The following is a 19,644-nucleotide window of genomic DNA, read 5'->3' on the forward strand; positions in this document are numbered from 1 at the left end:
AAACCCAAGACAATAATCCCAAAGTTACATCCCTCACTCAAAAAAAGCAGCCCCCGTCAAACGGCTGCTTCTTCTCTTTTAATCGCTTTATGAATCTGCTTGATGGTTTCAAGGTGCATGGCTTCGTGGAAGAAGCTGAACAAAAAGGTTTCTCCTACTGTATTGAATGTGATGCCTGCACTGTTCGTAAACGGCTGTTTTAAATCTTCATGGTAGTGCTCCGGGATGAACGCTTTGATGCGGTTTGTCTGGTCCTGAAGTACGGCTCTGATCTCACTTAGTGATGGAACGTGCTCTCCCCAGTCGGAAGGAGATGTTCCTGCACGGAATAAATCCTTGTATTCGGCAGGAAGCTCGGGTGTTCCGCCTGAAATGCCGAAGACGATTTTCTCCTGAACGAAGGCAATGTGCCCGAGATTCCAGCGGATATTGTTGGTGAAGCCTTGCGGAATGATATCTGCCCGCTCTTCTTTTATTTTTCCAAGGGTATTCAGCGTAATATCCCTTACCGTTTCCATATGCTTGATCATAATTTGATCCACTCGAATCCCTCCTCATCTTCTTCAATTCTAGCTTTATCCGCTATTTCCTTCCTGTTCATGAAAAAGGAATTTTCGGTAGTGATACAGAATACTTTTAGTGAAAATATTTATACAGCGGAGGATTTACATGCTTACAGAGACGCAATTAAAGGAAATAAAGGAGCTTCAGTCAGAATGCGAGGAGCTTGACAGCATTCAGTTGAAGCTGAACTGGGATATGCTGAAAAGCGGGGGAGATGAACACCTTCTGCATTACGAGGACGGGGTACTTGCTGCTTTCCTTGGAATTTATGGCTTTGGGAGCAAAGCAGAGCTGTGCGGGATGGTGAAGCCTTCTTTCCGCAGAAAGGGCATTTTTACCCGCATGCTGAATCAGGCGCTCGCTCACTGCAAAGATACCTATAGAGAGATTCTCTTAAACGCTCCGGCTGAATCACAGGCTGCAAAGGAATTATTGAAAATCATGCCTTGCACATATTCTATTTCTGAATACCAGATGAAATGGGCTGAAACGCCGCTTGAAGAAGATAATCTCGTCAGTCTGAGGCCTTCTGAGCCTGAAGATTTAACGCTTGAGACACAGCTTGATGTTCTTTGTTTTGGATTCCTTGAACACGAAGCAGGTCCCTATAATCGTTCTCTTAAAAGAGAAGAAAATCAGGATTTTATCATTATTGAATATAAGGGTAAATCGGTCGGAAAGCTTCGCGTCTCCCATTCTTCAGGAGAAGCGTGGATTTATGGCTTTGCCGTTCTTCCAGACTATCAGGGAAAGGGTATTGGGAGAGACACACTGAAGAAAATTGTCTTAAAAGAAACAGGGGCAGGCTTTCCTGTTTTTCTGGAAGTGGAAGCTGAAAATGAACATGCTCTGAGACTCTATGAATCATGCGGATTTAAAGCATTTCATGTCCAGGATTATTATCAGGTGCAATTTTAGAAAAAGAAAAGGATGAAGACGATGAACACTCGCCCAGAGCAAAATGAATTCCCGGTCTATTATAAAGACTATATCGGACTTGTTCCGGAAGGTGATATTGAATATAACCTGAAACACCAAATCTCAGAGACGTTAAAGCAGCTGAATGACTTATCGGAAGAAGAAGGAACCTTCAAGTATGCTCCCGGAAAATGGAGCATCAAGGAAATCATCGGCCACATAACGGATACTGAGCGGATCATGGCGTACCGCATGCTATCTATCGCAAGGGGGGAAGCTGCAGAGCTTCCGGGATTTGACGAAAATGAGTATGTTGCGAAAGCTGATTTTAACAAGGTAAGCATGGACGACCTGCTGCAGAATCTTTTTGTTGTAAGAGAAGCCACTCTTCTCCTGTTTAAAACACTCGGTGATCCAGACTGGAAACGGACCGGGATTGCCTGCGGCCAGACTGTTTCTGTGAGAGCCATCGCCTATATCATCGCAGGTCATGAGCTTCATCACAGGAGGATTCTTGCTGATCGATACTTGATCGTCCAGAGTGTTCCTAAATCCTTTTAATATGATTTTTTTAAAACCGTGCCTTTCAGGCGCGGTTTTTTTCAGAAAATAGGATCAATTCATCTACCATTCTTTCGGAAAATTGGTACTATTAAATCATGAAGACTATCAAAAATCCTCAAAATCGGACAAACACTCTAACGGGAAAGGTTCGCAGCCTTTCCATTTTTCACAGGCTATTACTGGCTTTTTTCCTCGTGATTATTATTTTCAGCACGGTGATTATTACGGTTGTTTATGATGTTGTCGAAGACAGGATTTATGAAACAAATATCAATTATGTTTCACAGAATGTCGAAGCCGTTAAAAGGCTGATCAATAAAGAACTTGATTCGTACATGTCAGGAGCAGCAGAATTTGCCCAGGAGGCCTCTGCTGCTTTAAAGTCAGCTGAAGAACTGGATCCGGAATCAGAAGAATTTCGGGAAAAGGAAGCTGAAATCAATGATAAGCTGTATTCTTTTTTCTCCAATCCCTATGTGAAAAACGCGCAAATTGTTACGAAGGAGAATGAATATGTTCAGCGCTCAATAGAGGGAGAGGAAAGAGGGGCGCGTCTTGCTGATGCCGCTCAATTTGCACAATCACAAGTATACAAAAGGGGAGCGTCCATCCCCTATCAGCCGGCCTTTCATAATACGATAAGGGAAACGGGAGTTTACTATACGGGCAATAACATTTCTCTTGGAAACTATCTCACGATAACCACCCCTGTTCTTTCCGATTCAAAAGAATATCTTGGTCTGCTCATTTTAAATGTGGACATCTCGTTTTTAACAGGATCGATGGATTTTAAAAAGCAGTTTAATCAGGATTTGTACATTGCGGATCAGAAAGGCATTATCTCATCGTTAAGCAATCATTATTCGTTCCTCTATTATCCGGAAGAGATCTGGGAACGCATTTACTCAGAAGATGTCGGGGTTGCTGAATTTTCCCTTGAGAAGGGGAACAGGATTGCTGTATATGACCAGCTCGGTGTAAGGGACTGGAAAGTGATCAGCCTGTTGAACGTTGACGATTTGATGGCGGATGCCCATACAATCAGAAACCGTATTCTCCTCCTTACTTCAATTGCCCTCATCCTGTCAGCCGGCATTTGTATTTTTGTCACCTCTACCATTTACAATCCGCTGAAAAAACTTGTGCAATCCATGAAAAGCTTTGGGGAGCACAATGTGGTGACGGTGTACGATGATCCGTATCAGGATGAGATTGGAAGTGCGGGAAGGCAATTCCTCACAATGGTCAAGCAAGTGAACAGGGCTGTACAAAAAGAACTTGAAATAGAAAAGCTGCATCACAGCGAAAAACTGAAAAGAAAGGAAGCAGAGCTTAAAGCACTGCAGATGCAGATAAATCCTCATTTTATCTACAACACGCTTGATATTATCAGATGGAAAACAATGCGCCTGGAAAATGGAGCAGGTCCCGTAAGCAGTACAATCGGCGGATTTGCCAAGCTTCTCAGGTATAACATTTCAATAGATGAGGGACTGGTAAAAGTCCATGAGGAGCTTGCGCACATTGAACAGTATGTCGGCATTCTTTCTCTGCTGCATGACACTGAGATCTCGCTCCAGAAAAAAATGGAGCCGGAGGAAATAGAAAGCTGGCACATTCCGAAATTTATTTTTCAGCCAATAGTTGAGAACGCTGTCATTCATGGGAAAATCCATCAATCCGAAAATGGAGCGATCCACTTGATGATGAGAGAAGAGAAGGGTGCTCTCTATATTGAGTTCAGCAATAACGGCAAATCCATCACAAGAGAAAGAGCAGAGCATATCCAAAACAAGCTCATGAATCCGGAACATGAAAAAGGGAGCATCGGCCTTGTAAATATCCATGACCGAATACGTCTATTGTTCGGAGAGGAATACGGTATTAAGGTGAATCTATCAAACGAAGAAAAATTAAAAGTCACAATCAGGCTGCCCATTATTAAGATCAACTGACAGAGGAGGAAGGCGCATGCTGAAAGTAGTCATTGTCGATGATGACAAAATTGTGAGAGAAGGCTTAAGAGAATTCGTTGACTGGAAAGGCATGGGGTTTGAAGCGGTTCAGACGCTTGCTTCTGCTGAAGATGCGCTTCATTTTCTTGAATCAAATGAAGCAGATGTGGTCCTGACTGACATCGTCATGGATGAAAAAAACGGAATTGATCTTGTCAGGGAATCGGCGAAACAAAATGAGCAGCTGAAATTTGTGCTGCTGAGCGGACACGGAGAATTTAATTATGCGAAGGAAGCGTTTAAACTCGGAGTGTTTGACTATTTGACGAAACCGGTTCAATTCGATGAACTGCAGGAAACCTTCGAAAAACTGAGAGATGTTGTCACAAAAGAAAAGATGAACATGATTAATCATAAGCTTTACCGGAACGCACGGATCAGCCAGCTGCTGAATCAGCTGGTTTCCAATCATTATGACCTGACGCATTCAAAACTGGATGAAATGTCCCTGTTATTCGGAGGCAAGTCATTTACTGTCATCAGACTCTACATCACCAACCTGCATTCCATTTCTCTTTCCAAGGAAGAAATAGAAGCTTCCCTGCAGAAAATGATTTCAGCTCACCCTTATTGTTATCTTTTCAATAACAGACTGTCTGAACTTGCCATATTTGCCTCATCAGATTCCAAAGACCGCATTATTCAGAAGCTTTCCGGTCATTTAGAGGAGCTTGAGAGAAACTCCGGGGCGGCAGTCTCCGCGGGGATAGGCAAAAGCTATGATTCTCTCGAAAAGATCGCTCAATCATACAGAGAGGCAGGAGAAGCCATCACTTACAGGTACTACCTCGAAGATGAGAAGTTCATTGATTATGAGGCGATGGAGAAGCAAAAGATGAATATCTATATGCCTGAAGAAGCAAAGGAAAAGATCATCGCCTTTTTAAATCACGGGGAATTCACTGATCTTCAGGAGTATGTCAGGGGGATGATTGAAGAAAACGCACGGATTAACAGCGAAGACAGGAGTATTTTTTATGATATCAGCATGGAGCTGCTAAGACTTGTCAGAGAGTTTCTTGAAAGCAGGTCACACATTGATTCAATCACCGGTGAAATGGAACGGGAATTTATGTATACCGTTTTAAAGAAACAGACGGCAGGAGAGGTGATGGAGTACCTCGAGTCCTTTATTAAAAAGCTTCATCAGTCTCTGCAGCGCTCACAAAATGATTCGTCCCATGCGATCATCCATCATGTGAAAAAATACATTCATGACCATTTCGGGGATGAGCTCAGCCTGCAGAGGCTCGCAGAGGTTGTCTATGTTCATCCAGCGTATTTAAGCGCGTTGTTTAAAGATAAAACAGGCGAAAACATCCTGCACTATATTTCGAAAGTAAGAATGGAAAGGGCGAAAATCCTATTAAAAGATTTGTCACTCAGGATTTATGATGTCAGCAGTTTAGTAGGCTATGAAAGTTCAAAGCACTTTTCAAAGGTGTTTAAACTGTTCACAGGAATGACGCCCAAGGAATACAGGAACAGCCTTTCTTGAAAATGTCCGCAGAGCAACAACGTTAAAAATGAGGACCAAATCTTAATTTTGTGCCATTGTAAGCGCTTTCTCACCTTCTTATAATTGGAGTATCAACGTTTATAAGGGGTGGAATGGGGGATGAACGTATTGAAGAAAAAGGGGATCATCATGATTTTGGCCGCTGTACTATTGCTTGCAGCAGGCCTCGCAGGCTGTTCTAATGGAACGTCAGGATCAGCAGACAGCAAAAAAAGCGGCGGTAAAAACGGGGGATTTGAGCTTACCTACTGGGTAGGTCCAGATGGTCTTGACGAGTACGAGCAGTCTGTTGTCGATGAGTACAATGAGCTGTATCCGGAACACCCGATTAAACTAGTTACAATGCCTGAGGGCGAAGGCGGCGAGCTGATGGCGGCCATGATGTCCAGGACGGCTCCAGACGTACTGATTCTTGCGTACGGAGAGATTGAAAAGTTTGCTTATGCAGGTGCACTTCGTCCGATGGATGAGTTTTTTGACAGCTGGGATGACTACAAAAACATCAACCAGGACATGGTGGAGAAATTCAAGCTGAATGGCAATCGCTACGCTCTTCCTGCAGGTGAATACGCGATGGGCTTCTTCTACAATAAGAAAAACTTTGAAGCAGCAGGCATCACTCCTCCTGAATCCTGGACATGGGAAGACTTGATGAAAACGTCTGAAAAATTGACAAAGCCTGAAGACGGGCAGTACGGGTTTGCTTTAAACTGGGGCCAATGGGCTGACTGGTGGTTTAATATGTTTGTATGGGGAGCTGGCGGAGATTTGACGAAAGCAGGTCCTGACGGCGAACTGATTCCAACTTTTACAGATCCTGCAGTCATTAAAGCAGCACAGTTTTACCGTGATTTGAAAGAAAGCAAATCCATTCAGACTGATATGTCAAGCAAGCTTGATCAGCTTCAGCAGGACTTTGCTTCCGGAAAAGCGTCAATCATTTATCACGGCATTGATGATGTGAAGAAATTTGTGCAGCTTGGCATGAATCCAGATGATTTCGGCGTTCTTCCTATTCCGGAAGGACCTGCGGGAGTAAACCCTACACAGGTAGGCGGCTCAGCTTATGTTATTCATTCAAAAGTTCCAGAGGAAAAAATTGACGCTTTGACAAAGTATTATGAACTTGCTTCAAGCAAAAAGTTCTATGAAGGAAAGATTGAATACTTCCAGGATCAGGGCTTCAGCTTAACAAATACCCTTCCTCGCACAGATATTGATACAGATAAGTACTTTGCAGACACAGCTCCGGATATCCTGAAGGCGATGGAAAACTCCTCAGGAAACGGAAAATTATCATGCTACGGGTCATCGGTTGTATCGCAGTTTATTGACCAGGCCGTGCAGAAAATGTTTGTAGATACAGATCTCGCCATCGAAAAAGTGTTTGCAGAAGCTGAAAAAGAGGCAAATAAACAGGCAATACCAGAGTACAATAAAACCATCAAGTAAAAACACAGCCGGGCCAAACAGGTCCGGCTGTTTCGCTTTTTCAACGGTTTTCTATACCTTTAAAATGAGCACCAAATCTTAAAATGGCGTCATTGTAAGCGTTTTCTTTTACTCCTATACTAGAAATATCAAAGAATTAACTTACAGCAGCTGAACTAAAGAAACGGGGTGGGGGCTTGTCAAAAACAAGAGACGGGGGAAATTTGCACGCATTGTCCAATACAGAAATGGTGCCTGCTGCACCTGAGCAGCCGCTTCAATTGAACAAGAGCCTGATTGCGGCAAAGAAGCGAAACAAAAGAGAATACATCACAAATAAGCGGGTGGTTCCATGGCTGTTTCTGCTGCCTGGTATCTTAGCAACCCTATTGCTTAAATACGTCACGATCGGCACAAGCGTTACATGGTCTTTTTTTAATGTCACCGTCCAGGACATGCCGGGGGAATTTGTCGGCCTGCAGAACTATATCAATCTCTTTACAGCTCCGGATTTCGGCATCACGTTCGGAAATACGCTTGTCTATCTCGGTCTGACCCTTTTATTATGTTTTCCGGTTCCGATCATTCAGGCAGTCATTTTAAATGAGATCAGAAGCAAAAAGCTGAAAAACTGGTTCTCGACATTATACATCCTGCCTGCAGTTATTCCGGGCACAGTCATCATTGTCATCTGGAGATGGATCTGGAATCCGGAATATGGGGTGGCAAACTACATCTTCGGCTTGTTCGGTCTAGAAAACCAGGCGTGGCTCAGCGATCCTGAACTTGTCAAACTGTGCATCGTGATTCCCGGAATACTCGGAGGCGGATTATCCGTGCTTCTGTATTATGCAGCTATTCTTGGGGTCCCGAAAGATATTTATGAAGCAGCAGAGCTTGACGGCTGTTCAGGATGGAAAAAAGTCAGGTATATCATTCTGCCAAATATCAAATTTATCATTCTTGTTCAGCTGATCATGACAGTTATCGGCACATTTCAGATTATGGATGTCATATTCCAGTTTACAAACGGCGGCCCTGCAGGGGCATCGAATTCACTGGGTCTGAACATTTACAAGCTGTTCAATGAACAATTCCAGTACGGACAGGGCAGCGCATTATCAACTGTCTTGCTTCTCATCATTGCCATCATTACACTCATTCAGCTGAAAGTCAGCAAAACGGATGCAGACTAAAAGAGGAGGGCCAAATGAAAAAGCGAAATTGGACACAATATGCGACGGTAAGTGCAACGGTCATCATGATAGCGGCTCTTCTTTTTCCATTGTTTTATGCGCTCAGCATTTCACTGCAGGATGAATTTTCAATCTATAAACCAAAGCCGCAGTTCCTCCCCGAGAAGGGCAAAAATGTTGTGCTGGAAGTGGACCTTGCTTCTCTTAAAAATGAAGGCAATTTAGAAGATGCCATCCTTCAGGATGCGACTCTGGCGATTTTCTCAACCTTTATCGAACAGAGAAAAGAAGGAATTACAGAGATTGATTTTATTGGAAAAATGGATGGCAAAGTCATCTTCCGTTCCGAGGCCCATACGTCAAAGCTGGCACTTGAAAATGATTATGGAGTCTACAAACGAACAAACCCGACGCCAAAAGTTCTCCTTGGAAAAGACCGCTACAAACAGTTCATGGAGAATATGGGCTACGAATTTGATCCAGGCGGAATACAGGCTGAAAACATAGAGAAAAGTGAAAATGAATCCGGTCTCGTTCAGTCAGTAAGCGAAAACTTTAAAGAGAAATATCCGCTGAAAGGCGAGCTTGCAAATGTTGGAGTTACGTATTCATGGATGCAGGTCATTGAAAAATATGCCTACTACTTTACGCTGCCTAAATACATGTTCAGTGATTCAGAAGCCGTTGCAAAATACGGACTTTTCGCCTTCGCATTCAATACGTTTCTGACAACGGTTTGGGCCATTTTGTGCCAGGTATTCCTGCCGGCCCTGACAGCCTATCCGCTTGCGAGACTCCTGAAGAAAAAAACATCAGACGCCGTGACGATGTTTTTCCTGATCACGATGATGATTCCGTTCGTCAGCATTATGGTGCCGCAGCTCATTCTCATGAAAAGTGCGGGAATGTATGACAACTATTGGGCGATGCTTGTTCCGTGGCTTGTGCCGTCACCGTTTTATATTCTTTTGTACAAGGCATTTTTCCAAAGAATCCCGCACAGCTTGTTTGAGGCGGCAAGAATGGACGGGGCAGGAGAATTTTATATCTTTACGAAAATCTGCATGCCCATCTCAAAGCCAATCATTTCGCTTATTGCCATTCAGGCGATTATTGCAGGCTGGTCCGATTTCTTCTGGTATTTTATTTCAACTAAGCAGGCTTCACTCTGGACCTTAAATGTGGCAATCTTCAACATGAGCGAATCCCAGGCAATCAAACAGAATTTCCTTATGGGCATTTCGGTTGCTTCCGTTATTCCAATCATTATCTTCACCTTTATTTTTGCAAGACAGCTGAAAGAGGGAGCGCTTGGTTCTTCTGTAAAAGGCTGAAAAACTGTAACGAACCAAACTTGAACTGGAGGAAAACACGATGTCAAACAAAATTCTTAAGGTTGGAATCATTGGATGCGGGGGAATTGGAACTCAAAAACACCTCCCTGCTCTTTCAAAACAAAAAAATGTGGAACTGACCGCTTTTTGCGACCTGGTTGAAAGCCGTGCACAAGACGCTGCTGAAACGTTCGGAACAGCAGGAGCGAAAGTATTTACGGATTATAAAGAGCTCCTAAAAGAAGAGCTGGATGTTGTGCATGTCTGCACGCCAAATAAATCGCATTCTTTTATTACAATTGATGCCCTTGAATCCGGCAAACATGTCATGTGCGAAAAGCCGATGGCAAAAACGGCTGATGAGGCTAGAGCAATGGTAGAGGCAGCAAAAAGAACCGGAAAAAAACTGACGGTCGGCTATCAGAACAGATACCGGGATGACAGTCTGCATTTGAAGAAAGTATGCGAATCGGGCCAGCTTGGGGACGTTTATTACGCAAAAGCACATGCGGTCAGAAGACGGGCAGTGCCGACCTGGGGAATCTTTTTAAACAAAGAAGAACAAGGCGGGGGACCGCTCATTGATATCGGTACGCATGCTCTGGACCTGACGCTGTGGCTGTTAAATAATTACGACGTGAAATATGTGGTCGGCAATACATACAAAGCATGGGACGGCCGTACAAGCGAAGCAAATATATTCGGTGCATGGAAACAGGAAGAATATGAAGTGGAAGACTCGGCATTCGGATTTATCACCATGGAAAATGGGGCAACCATTGTGCTTGAATCAAGCTGGGCTTTAAACACGCTGGATATTGGCGAAGGACAGACAACTCTCTGCGGGACAGAAGGCGGTGCCGATATGAAGGACGGCCTCAGAATCAACGGAGAAGAATTTGGAAAGTTCTTTATGAAAAAACCTGAACTGAATGACGGATCGGTCGCTTTCTTTGAAGGGAAGACAGAAGAACCTCAGGACAGAGAAGCAAGAATGTGGATAGAGGCCATTTTGGAAGACAGGGAGCCTCTTGTAAAACCGGAAGAAGCTCTCCGCGTGAGCGAAATTCTCGAAGCCATCTACGAATCGGCCAAAACAGGTAAACCTGTTTATTTTAAAAAAGAAGAAGCATTTGCCTGAAGAATAAAGGAAACCGGCATAATCTAAAGAAATAGGAAAAGAGCTATCCGCTGCCGATAACGGGGATAGCTCTTTTCAGTCAATCAAAAATACAGCAGAAAGAGGCATCTGATATGACCCTTGAAAAAGTATGGGAAAACCCTCAAATTCTTCAGATAAACCGTGAAAAACCGAGAGCGTATTACATACCTTACCATGATGAGCGCGCAAAAAGCAGAAACCGCCATCTTTCAGATCACTTTCGCCTCCTGAATGGGGAATGGAAATTCAGTTATTTTTCAAATGTTAATGACATTAAGGATGAGCATGTTTCAAACGGAATAGATGTTTCGGACTGGGACCGCCTGCTGGTTCCATCATGCTGGCAGACAAACGGCTATGATCAGATGCAGTATGTAAACGTCAGATACCCCTTTCCATTTGACCCGCCGCACGTTCCGAATGAGAATCCGGCGGGAATTTACGTAAAGGACATTCAGATATCTGACCTCAGTGAAAGCAAAGAACAATTCATCGTTTTTGAAGGAGTCAGCGCCTGCTTTTATTTATATGTAAACGGGACATTTGCCGGATACAGCCAGGGTAGCAGAATGCCTGCCGAGTTTAACATCACTCCTTATTTGAAAGATGGAAGTAACAGACTGACTGCCGTTGTCCTGAAGTGGTGCGACGGAAGTTATCTTGAAGATCAGGATATGTGGAGGTATACAGGAATTTTCAGAGACGTTTACTTGCTCAGCCGGGATGTATCCCGCATACAGGATGTGTTCAACAGGGCTGTCTTATCTGAAGACCTCACTCAGGGAGAGCTTCAGATCGATCTAACGGCGAAGGGACGCTGCCATACAGAGGTTCTGCTGAAGGATGAAAGAGGGGAAACAGTCGGTCATATAGCCAGGGAAATAAAAGGAACTGAATCATTAAGCATGACTGTGGACAGTCCTGCTCTCTGGAATGCTGAAAATCCTGTCCTGTATGATCTTTATGTGAAGAGCGGAGAAGAGGTCCTCCATTTTCATATTGGATTCCGGCGGATCACGGTTGAAGACGGAGTCTTTAAGATTAATAATGAAGCAGTCAAATTAAAGGGTGTGAACCGCCATGATTCTCATCCGAAACTAGGCCATACAATTCCTCTGAATCATATGAAAAAAGATTTGCTGCTCATGAAAAAACATAATATGAACACTGTCAGAGCTTCGCATTATCCGAATGATCCAAGATTTTTGACCCTTTGCGACCAGCTTGGTTTTTATGTTATTGATGAAGCGGATCTTGAATGCCATGGTGCAGGAGAAGCGGGTGATATTCACTGGCTTAGTAAACAGGAGGACTGGCAGGCTGCCTTTTTGGACCGTATGGAAAGGCTGGTCGAGAGAGATAAAAACAATCCTTCTGTCATCATTTGGTCACTCGGAAATGAGGCAGGATACGGGATCAATCATATAAAAATGGCGGAATGGGCGAAGAAAAGAGATGCAACAAGGCTCACACATTACGAAAGTGCGGCAGAAGGATACAAAGGGCATGAAAATACAGAAGCCCTTGATATGGAAAGCAGAATGTACCCGACTCTTCAGTATGTAGAGGACTATGCCAATAATGAAAACAAGACAAAGCCGATGTTCCTATGTGAATACTCGCATGCCATGGGAAACGGGCCGGGAGATGCGGCTGACTACTGGGAGCTGATTTACAGGTATCCAAAGCTTATGGGCGGCTGCATCTGGGAATGGAATGACCATGGAATCAGCAGGACAGATGACAGCGGAAACGTGTCGTATGCCTATGGCGGGGATTTCGGCGAACCCATTCATGACGGAAATTTCTGCATCGATGGACTCGTTAAGCCGGACAGAACCCCTTCAACCGGCCTGAAGGAAATAAAGGCCGTGTATAAACCGGTCCGTTTTACAATGAAGAGCGCCGAAGAAAGATTGGTTGAAGTAACGAACCTGTTCGACTTTACCAATCTCTCAGACTATGAAATTCAATGGATGGTGGAACGGGACGGTGAAGTGGTTCAGCAGGATGTCATTTATGATCTGGACCTTGACCCGAAAGCGTCAAAAGTCATTCAGATTCCTTATGACATTCCGGAAACATCAGTCAGCAGCTATTACCTGACAGTTTCCCTCCTTCAGAAAAAGACAGCACCATGGGCTGAGAAAGGCCATGAACTCGGTTTTGAACAGTTTCTCCTGCCGGTCATCAGGCAGGTACCGGAAAAACGACCAGGAAAGCATCCTCTCAAAACAGAAAAAAACGGCAATAGCCTTGTGATTTCAGGTCTCGATTTCACCTATGTCTTCAATCTGGAATCCGGCCAATTTGAAAAAGTGTCGCTCAATGACTATGAATGCCTTGCTGGAATTCCGTCCTTTACTGCTTGGAGAGCTCCGATTGATAATGATGCACCAATTTTACAAGAGTGGAAGAAACATGGTTTTGACAAGCTGAATATGCACACATACAAGGCGGAAGTTGTGCAGGAAGATGAAAGCTTGATTGAACTGCAGGTCCATTTTTCATTAAGTGCATTCAGCCGTTTTCCGGTGGTAAAAGGAACAGCAAACTGGAAGGTGCACAGCAGCGGAGCCATTGCCGTTACCTGCCAGGCTGATGTAAACGGTGCAGTTCCTTATCTTCCGAGATTCGGTCTTGAAATCCCGATGCCAAAAGGAAATGATGAAGTGGAGTATTTCGGATACGGACCGCACGAAAGCTATGTCGATATGAAGTCATCCGTACGGAAAGGCAGGTATCTCACAACCGTTCAAGACTTGCAAGAACATTACATTTTTCCGCAGGAGAACGGCTCACGGTACGGAACAGACTGGGCGATTGTGTCCAATGAACTTGGGATGGGGATGAAGTTTTCTTCAGACGAAGGCTTTTCATTTAATGTTTCCAGGTATGCTCTTGCAGAGTTGACGGCCACTTCACATGATCATCAATTACAAGAAGACAACAGCAGAACATGGGTGTATATTGATTACAAAATGAGCGGTGTCGGCTCGGGAGCATGCGGGCCTGCGCTTGCTGAAAACTATCAGGTGAATGAGAAAAGTATCAGCTTTTCATTTGAAATGGAGCCGGTATTTAAAGAGCATTAAGAGTCAGGCGAAAAGACCAACCGGAAAACGGCTGGTCTTTTCGCTTTTCATACAGTGTCCGGCATTCTCTGTTAATGAGTAAAATAGACTGATGGTATAAGAACTTCATAAAACCAAGAGTTCGGACGGGGGAAGCGGAATATGGATGTTTTCATTGAAAAAGTGGACCGCCAGACGGCTGTTGAAATTTTGGGGTGGCGCTATGAGGCACCGTATGATTTTTATAACATGGAAGTAAGCGAAGAGAACATTCATGGAATGCTTACACATCCCTACTATGCAATGAAGAGCAAAGCGGGGGAGACAGCGGGCTTTTTCTGTTTCGGCATCACGGCCCAGGTTCCAAGCAGATACATGGCTCAAATCTATTCAGCAAACATGATCGATATCGGACTTGGCATGAATCCTCACTTAACCGGGAAAGGGCGGGGATCTGCCTTTTTTGCCTACATTCTCAATCAGGCAAAAGCAGGTTTTCCGAATACCCCGCTCCGGCTGACGGTGGCCAGCTTTAATGAAAGAGCTTCACGCATATATGAGAAAGCGGGCTTTAAAGAAGCAGTAAGGTTTGAGAAAGAGAGGGTCATTTTTAAAGTTATGGTGCTTGAGGAGCGTGGGTTTAAAAGCATCCAGCAAGCTCAGATATGATTGAGCTTGCTGGTTTTTATCCTTTAAGTGATCCGAAAAAATACAGGATCCCGAAGATAAGAAATGCTCCAACAATAGTCAGCAGCACAATGATGCTTAAGAGAATCCATCCAAGTTTTTTTCTGCCGGTCCGGATAAAGAAAGCGCATAGAGCGAAAATGGTAAAGAAATAACCAAGTACAGCCCACAGCCACCTGTTTTTATTGTATTTCGGAGCTTTAATGAATAAGTAAACAGCAAAAACAGCACTAAAAAGAAAATTGTATATCCATTCCATGCATCAAAACCTCTATTTCTGTTTTGTTATGAATCTTAATTTCTACTGAAAATAATGACTTCTGTTAAGAGAGGCAGATCCTCCTAAATGTAATCATACCCGAATCGCCCTTGCTATTCATTCATTGTACCGTTTGCTTCCTGAAAACGGCAATAAAAAAAGAGTACAAACCATGGTAAGGGCCATAAGGAAATGAGAAATTGACCTTTCAGTGCTGCTGGAATGATGTGAAGGGTTGTAAAGAAGTGAGAAATGACCCTTTAGTGCAGCTGTAGTGATGTGAAGGGTTATAAGTAAGTGGAAATTGACCCTTTAGTGCAGACGGAGTGATGTGAAGGGTTATAAGTAAGTGAGAATTGACCCTTAAGTGCAGCTGTAGTGATGTGAAGGGTTATAAGTAAGTGCGAATGGACCCTTCAGTGCAACCGTAATGATGTGAAGGGTCATAAGGAAGTAAGAAATGACCTTTCAGCCTAGCCGTAGTGATGTGAAGGGTCATAAGGAAGAAGGAATTGACCCTTCAGCCCGGCCAGAGCGATGCGAAGGGTCATAAGCCAGTGTGAAATACCCCTTTAGCCCAGCCAGAGTAGTGTGAAGTGTCATAAAACAACAAGAAAAAACCCTCCAATCCGGCTCAAGCCTACTGAAGGGTCCTAAAGCATGATCTAATCCTTAAGCCGGAAAAAGTCACGAAAGCCGCCTGCTCCCCGCAACATCCAGCCTTCCTAAACAGCCGTCTGATTCAATACATGCTCGATAAACTTAAGCGTCTGATCAATGATGATTGGCTGATCATGGTCAAGTGTTGCCACATGGTAGCTGTTTTCAAGCACAATCATTTTTTTATGCTCAGAAGAGATTTCATCCATGATGAGTCTGGAGTTATCCGGCGGAACAACGTGGTCTTCTGTTGATACAAAAACGAGTGCCGGGCATTTGATTTCATGTAAGTTTTGTCTCACAAGCGCCATAAGCTTATTAATTTCTTTTATGGATTGAACAGGCGTTTTATCGTAAGCAAGCTCGGTAACGGCAGGATTCTTAATGTCAGATCCGATGGCATCGAGAAAGCGGGCCTGAATCTGCTGGGCGCCTGCCATTGTCGGGATGTCGACCGCTGCGTTGATCGGTATAATCGCTTTGATTTCCGGGTGCTTTTGGGCAAGGTAGAGTGTCAGGGTGCCGCCCATGGACAAGCCGGTGACGAAAATGGTGCTGCAGCGGTCTTTAAGCCACTGGTAGCCTTCTTCTACAGAAGCGGTCCAATCCTCATATGTGGTTCCTTCCATTTCCTCGTAGTGCGTGCCATGTCCTTTGAGCCTCGGACCGCATACGGTGTATCCGGCTTTCGCATATGCCTCGCCAAGAGGACGCATGCTCTGGGTGGAGCCGGTAAATCCATGCGATACGAGAATTCCGATCGAATTGCCTTCAAAGTAAAATGGTTCTGCTCCTTCTAATACGGGATAACGTTCTGACATCCTCATTCCTCCTTTAAAAATGAAAACCCTTTCTCAGAACGATTCGATACTGGGCATAGAATCTCCTACTTAAGAATGAGATTCTTCGTTCCATTTAAGGATTCGAAAACTGTGAAATTGTGGTAAACTTTCTCTTATTACAGGACGGAGGATACAGAAATGAAGCAGCTTAAACACGTTCATCCGCTCGGCTGGAACATCCTGATCGGAACCATTTTCGGGCGCATGGCCACATCAATGAGTCTTCCATTTTTAGCTATCTATTTAACTCAGGTGAAGGGCGTATCGGCCGCTATGACCGGGACGATTATCGCCGTAAGCTCGCTAGCCGGCATTTTATCAAGTTTTTACGGCGGATATCTGTCAGACAAACTGGGCAGGAAAAAAGTGCTGATCACATCTATTTTCGGATGGGTCTTCGTCTTTATTGGCTTTGGCGCTGCAGATACAGTTCTCGCATTTTTCATTATGAATGCGCTGAACGGAGTATGCCGCTCCGTCTTTGAGCCAACTTCAAGAGCCCTTTTATCCGATCTGACAGAACAGAAAAACAGGCTTCTTATCTTCAATTTAAGGTACGCTGCAATCAATGTGGGAGTCGTTTTCGGGCCGCTGCTCGGCATTTATTTAGGTTCGGCAAAAACAACGTCGCCGTTTTTTATAGCCGCGATTATCTATGCTCTGTACGGATTCTCCCTTCTGATTACGTTCATGAAAACATCACATAAAACGGAAACGAAGGAGGCTGCGCGGATATCTTTTAGAGAAGCCGTGCACGTGACAAGAAAAGATAAATTGCTGCTCCTGTCCCTGGTCGGCATCATCCTGTGCATCACCGGATTTTCCCAGCTGACCTCGACGCTGCCACAATTTTTTGCGATGTCGCCTGACATTAAAGACGGGGCTAAAACATTTTCGATCCTGCTGTCTCTAAACGCCGTCACAGTGCTGCTGATTCAATATCCGATTGTAAGAGCGGCCAAGAATCATCCGCCTATTTTCTCTATTATTCTAGGGAACTTGCTTGTCGGACTCAGCCTGTTCAGTTTTGCATTCGCGCACAGCATCTGGCTTATTGCACTGGTCGTGATTTTGTTTACAGTAGGAGAGGTTCTGCTCTTTTCCATGATGGACGTCCTAATTGATGAACTGTCAAACCCTGAAATGAAGGGAACGTACTTTGGCGCCATGGGCTTTACCCAGCTTGGAAATGTCATCGGCCCCTGGATTGGCGGTGTCCTGCTTGATGCATATGGAATAAGCAGTCCGGCGGCCGTCTTCAGCTGCCTCATGCTTGTGACCCTTTCTGGTATTCCGGTTCTTTTTCTGGTGAAAAAAGAGATGGAGAGAAAAACCGAAGCGAGCGTTCTTAACCAACAGGCACACATTTGAAAAATGTTAAAAAATTGAAACTTATGGAACCCTCTGAGCGTATTACATAAAAAAAGGGGGACGTAACATGAAAAAACTTGGCGCATTTTTTGTTATTGCTGCTGCACTGCTTTCGGGAGGATGTTCGCTTGAGGCGAATGCCGTGCCGAAAGACGTTAAGAGTGATATCCAAAAAGAATTCGGAAAAGACATCTATGTCCCGGAGTTTGGTGACTACCCGGTGACGCATGCTGCTGTTATTTATCCGCCGGCTGGCATGGAAACGAAAAAAAAGGATCTTGTACTATCTTATGGCAGCAAGCTTGGGAAGCTGGAAGAAGTGGCGGCGAATGAAGAAATCAAAGCTCTTTACGGGCCTTACAATGGAAAAAGACAGTTCACCCTGACATACAGCACCTATAAAATAGATATAGACAAGAATGAAGAACGGGAAGTTGATGGAGAAAAGATTCAATACTCCGAGTCGGACGGAAAGTATGTGTTTGCTAATTTTAATGCAGACGGCGGCTCCTACCGGCTGGAGTTTATCCTGGATAAAGAATTTTCAGAAGAAGATGCGCTTGATGTCATAGAGGATGTGCTTAAGCATACAGAAGAGAAGTGATTTCGGTCACTTCTCTTTTTTGATTACAAAGATCTTTCTGCCTTGCTGTCTTTCATTTTTTCAATGTAAAACGGAAGGACAAGAAGCACAAACAGGCAAAAGGCAACAGCCTCAAGAGACAGAAGATACCATGGATACGGTCCGAGGAAATCAATAGGTGTCGGATTCACTGGCTTTTGCGTGAGGAACATATAATTTCCACCAAGTGCGCGATTGACGAAAAAGATACAGACAGCGGCTATATTCAGAAAGCCCATCGTTTTAAAAACCGACTTGAATGTGACCTGATATCCCTCCGTCCATACAAAAAAGAAGCAGGTCATCATGATGACGGAATGGGTCAGGAAAAAATGGAAATAGCGCAGATGAGGGAAGCTGTAGTTAAGTTCAGGAGTCAGGAGCGCAAGTCCTGCGCCAGCGATTCCGATGAAATAAACGATTTCAAAAATACGTCTGTTTTTTGTGATCAGCAGGATAATGCACAAAAACAGACTCATGCTGCACAGTTCAAGCGGCAGGGTATAGGCGGCGTTCCACGTTCCATTCCAAAGCAGCCAGATATGGTAGGCGGCTTCAAACAGCACTCCGGTCCCTGCAAGCAGAAGTCTGAACCCCAAATTCCATTTCCTTTGGAGGAGTGCATGCCGCATCGCATACATACCGGCAAGCAACAGAAGCAGAAAACCAAGTCCTGCAAGATGAGCTGGAGAAAATAACGAGAAGGGATTCTGATCATAGGCTGTGCTTAAAAAAGAATTCACCGGATTCAACTCTCTTCATTTTTCTCTTCATTATAAGGTTTTCAGAGTTTAATAAACAGATAAAATTTGGAAAATAAGTTGAATATTATCACTTTGTATATTATTATTAAAAGTGATAATAAAAGTTGGAGGGTTTTTAAAGTGAAGAGAAAAATGGACTTGATTCTTCATCCTGTCCGGTTAAAAATTGTCCAGTCCCTTTTAAATGGAAAAACGATGACAGTGCATCAGCTGGCTGAACGGACTCAAGATGTTCCACAGGCTACGTTATACAGACATCTGAATAAGCTTCTTGAAGCAAACATCCTTTCTGTGGTTCAGGAAAATCAGATCAGAGGAACAGTTGAGAAAGTATATGCGCTGAATGAACCATCCATTCAGTCCCATGAGGATTTGCTCAATCTCACGAAGGAGGAGCATCTCCAAATGTTTATGCATTTCAACACTCACCTTATGGGGATGTATGAAAATTATTTAGAGAAAGAAAAGCCTGACCTGGTAAAGGACGGCGTAACCTACAGGGTGGCAAATGTCCATCTATCAGACGAGGAGTATATGGAAATGGCACAAGAAATCGGGAAGGTCATTTTGAAAGCAATGAAAAACGAGCCTTCACCTGAACGAAAAAGCAGAAACATCGCAACGATTGTCATACCTGAGTAGAAGCCATTGGGGGGAATCTC

Annotated in this window: 17 protein-coding genes; 13 read left to right on the top strand and 4 right to left on the bottom strand. The window is 44.0% G+C overall.

The features are described from left to right. Nucleotides 1-56: 56 nt before the first annotated feature. Nucleotides 57-542: a DinB family protein gene (locus JOJ89_RS05550; protein WP_203289789.1), complete on the bottom strand. Its 486-nt coding sequence runs from the start codon at nucleotides 540-542 to the stop codon at nucleotides 57-59. A gap of 127 nt (nucleotides 543-669) precedes the next feature. On the opposite strand from JOJ89_RS05550, the gene JOJ89_RS05555 reads away from it, so the two are divergent. The 10 genes from JOJ89_RS05555 to JOJ89_RS05600 all read left to right on the top strand — a co-directional run bounded on the left by JOJ89_RS05555 (nucleotide 670) and on the right by JOJ89_RS05600 (nucleotide 14,446). Further along, on the top strand, nucleotides 670-1,482 hold the full coding sequence (locus tag JOJ89_RS05555; RefSeq protein ID WP_029282437.1) for a GNAT family N-acetyltransferase: 813 nt from the start codon (nucleotides 670-672) through the stop codon (nucleotides 1,480-1,482). A gap of 21 nt (nucleotides 1,483-1,503) precedes the next feature. After that, a complete protein-coding gene (locus JOJ89_RS05560) occupies nucleotides 1,504-2,043 on the top strand; it encodes a DinB family protein (RefSeq protein WP_203289790.1) in 540 nt (179 codons plus the stop codon). A 98-nt stretch (nucleotides 2,044-2,141) separates the two neighbouring features. Beyond that, nucleotides 2,142-4,001, top strand: coding sequence for a sensor histidine kinase (locus JOJ89_RS05565; protein WP_029565199.1), 1,860 nt, complete (start codon nucleotides 2,142-2,144; stop codon nucleotides 3,999-4,001). A gap of 16 nt (nucleotides 4,002-4,017) precedes the next feature. Continuing rightward, on the top strand, nucleotides 4,018-5,559 hold the full coding sequence (locus JOJ89_RS05570; protein ID WP_029282431.1) for a response regulator: 1,542 nt from the start codon (nucleotides 4,018-4,020) through the stop codon (nucleotides 5,557-5,559). Between the two features lie 120 nt (nucleotides 5,560-5,679). Further along, nucleotides 5,680-7,032, top strand: a complete 1,353-nt coding sequence (locus JOJ89_RS05575; protein ID WP_203289791.1) for an extracellular solute-binding protein — start codon at nucleotides 5,680-5,682, stop codon at nucleotides 7,030-7,032. A gap of 176 nt (nucleotides 7,033-7,208) precedes the next feature. Then, the gene (locus tag JOJ89_RS05580; RefSeq protein WP_203289792.1) at nucleotides 7,209-8,207 is read left to right on the top strand and encodes a carbohydrate ABC transporter permease; all 999 of its coding nucleotides are present in this window, start codon (nucleotides 7,209-7,211) and stop codon (nucleotides 8,205-8,207) included. 14 nt (nucleotides 8,208-8,221) lie between these two features. Next, nucleotides 8,222-9,541 carry a carbohydrate ABC transporter permease gene (locus tag JOJ89_RS05585; protein WP_203289793.1) on the top strand — a complete coding sequence of 440 codons (1,320 nt, stop codon included), beginning with the start codon at nucleotides 8,222-8,224 and terminating at the stop codon, nucleotides 9,539-9,541. 40 nt (nucleotides 9,542-9,581) lie between these two features. Further along, on the top strand, nucleotides 9,582-10,682 hold the full coding sequence (locus JOJ89_RS05590; protein WP_203289794.1) for a Gfo/Idh/MocA family protein: 1,101 nt from the start codon (nucleotides 9,582-9,584) through the stop codon (nucleotides 10,680-10,682). A 113-nt stretch (nucleotides 10,683-10,795) separates the two neighbouring features. Then, on the top strand, nucleotides 10,796-13,798 hold the full coding sequence (locus tag JOJ89_RS05595) for a glycoside hydrolase family 2 TIM barrel-domain containing protein (RefSeq protein ID WP_203289795.1): 3,003 nt from the start codon (nucleotides 10,796-10,798) through the stop codon (nucleotides 13,796-13,798). 141 nt (nucleotides 13,799-13,939) lie between these two features. Then, nucleotides 13,940-14,446, top strand: a complete 507-nt coding sequence (locus JOJ89_RS05600) for a GNAT family N-acetyltransferase (protein WP_203289796.1) — start codon at nucleotides 13,940-13,942, stop codon at nucleotides 14,444-14,446. A 16-nt stretch (nucleotides 14,447-14,462) separates the two neighbouring features. Here JOJ89_RS05600 and JOJ89_RS05605 read toward each other — a convergent pair whose 3' ends face one another. Further along, nucleotides 14,463-14,723, bottom strand: coding sequence for a hypothetical protein (locus JOJ89_RS05605; protein WP_203289797.1), 261 nt, complete (start codon nucleotides 14,721-14,723; stop codon nucleotides 14,463-14,465). Nucleotides 14,724-15,448: 725 nt separating this feature from the next. Next, nucleotides 15,449-16,204 carry an alpha/beta hydrolase gene (locus JOJ89_RS05610; RefSeq protein ID WP_029282418.1) on the bottom strand — a complete coding sequence of 252 codons (756 nt, stop codon included), beginning with the start codon at nucleotides 16,202-16,204 and terminating at the stop codon, nucleotides 15,449-15,451. Between the two features lie 159 nt (nucleotides 16,205-16,363). Between JOJ89_RS05610 and JOJ89_RS05615 the strand changes: the two genes are divergently transcribed. Then, nucleotides 16,364-17,596, top strand: coding sequence for an MDR family MFS transporter (locus JOJ89_RS05615; protein ID WP_029282416.1), 1,233 nt, complete (start codon nucleotides 16,364-16,366; stop codon nucleotides 17,594-17,596). Between the two features lie 67 nt (nucleotides 17,597-17,663). Continuing rightward, nucleotides 17,664-18,200, top strand: coding sequence for a hypothetical protein (locus JOJ89_RS05620; protein ID WP_029282414.1), 537 nt, complete (start codon nucleotides 17,664-17,666; stop codon nucleotides 18,198-18,200). Nucleotides 18,201-18,223: 23 nt separating this feature from the next. Here the strand turns inward: JOJ89_RS05620 and JOJ89_RS05625 are convergent, their stop codons facing one another. Further along, nucleotides 18,224-18,961 (bottom strand): YwaF family protein, encoded by a 738-nt coding sequence (locus JOJ89_RS05625; protein WP_203289798.1) that lies wholly within the window; start codon nucleotides 18,959-18,961, stop codon nucleotides 18,224-18,226. A 141-nt stretch (nucleotides 18,962-19,102) separates the two neighbouring features. Between JOJ89_RS05625 and JOJ89_RS05630 the strand changes: the two genes are divergently transcribed. After that, on the top strand, nucleotides 19,103-19,624 hold the full coding sequence (locus JOJ89_RS05630; RefSeq protein ID WP_242524666.1) for a helix-turn-helix domain-containing protein: 522 nt from the start codon (nucleotides 19,103-19,105) through the stop codon (nucleotides 19,622-19,624). Nucleotides 19,625-19,644 lie beyond the last annotated feature (20 nt).

It is taken from the genome of Metabacillus sp. cB07, from assembly GCF_016839225.1.
Classification (GTDB): Bacteria; Bacillota; Bacilli; order Bacillales; family Bacillaceae; genus Bacillus_P; species Bacillus_P indicus.

Coding starts and splice junctions, on each gene's coding strand:
- JOJ89_RS05615 (WP_029282416.1), top strand. CDS start 16,364: ATGAAGCAGCTTAAACACGTTCATCCGCTCGGCTGGAACATCCTGATC.
- JOJ89_RS05620 (WP_029282414.1), top strand. CDS start 17,664: ATGAAAAAACTTGGCGCATTTTTTGTTATTGCTGCTGCACTGCTTTCG.
- JOJ89_RS05610 (WP_029282418.1), bottom strand. CDS start 16,204: ATGTCAGAACGTTATCCCGTATTAGAAGGAGCAGAACCATTTTACTTT.
- JOJ89_RS05585 (WP_203289793.1), top strand. CDS start 8,222: ATGAAAAAGCGAAATTGGACACAATATGCGACGGTAAGTGCAACGGTC.
- JOJ89_RS05570 (WP_029282431.1), top strand. CDS start 4,018: ATGCTGAAAGTAGTCATTGTCGATGATGACAAAATTGTGAGAGAAGGC.
- JOJ89_RS05560 (WP_203289790.1), top strand. CDS start 1,504: ATGAACACTCGCCCAGAGCAAAATGAATTCCCGGTCTATTATAAAGAC.
- JOJ89_RS05565 (WP_029565199.1), top strand. CDS start 2,142: ATGAAGACTATCAAAAATCCTCAAAATCGGACAAACACTCTAACGGGA.
- JOJ89_RS05555 (WP_029282437.1), top strand. CDS start 670: ATGCTTACAGAGACGCAATTAAAGGAAATAAAGGAGCTTCAGTCAGAA.
- JOJ89_RS05575 (WP_203289791.1), top strand. CDS start 5,680: ATGAACGTATTGAAGAAAAAGGGGATCATCATGATTTTGGCCGCTGTA.
- JOJ89_RS05595 (WP_203289795.1), top strand. CDS start 10,796: ATGACCCTTGAAAAAGTATGGGAAAACCCTCAAATTCTTCAGATAAAC.
- JOJ89_RS05590 (WP_203289794.1), top strand. CDS start 9,582: ATGTCAAACAAAATTCTTAAGGTTGGAATCATTGGATGCGGGGGAATT.
- JOJ89_RS05600 (WP_203289796.1), top strand. CDS start 13,940: ATGGATGTTTTCATTGAAAAAGTGGACCGCCAGACGGCTGTTGAAATT.
- JOJ89_RS05605 (WP_203289797.1), bottom strand. CDS start 14,723: ATGGAATGGATATACAATTTTCTTTTTAGTGCTGTTTTTGCTGTTTAC.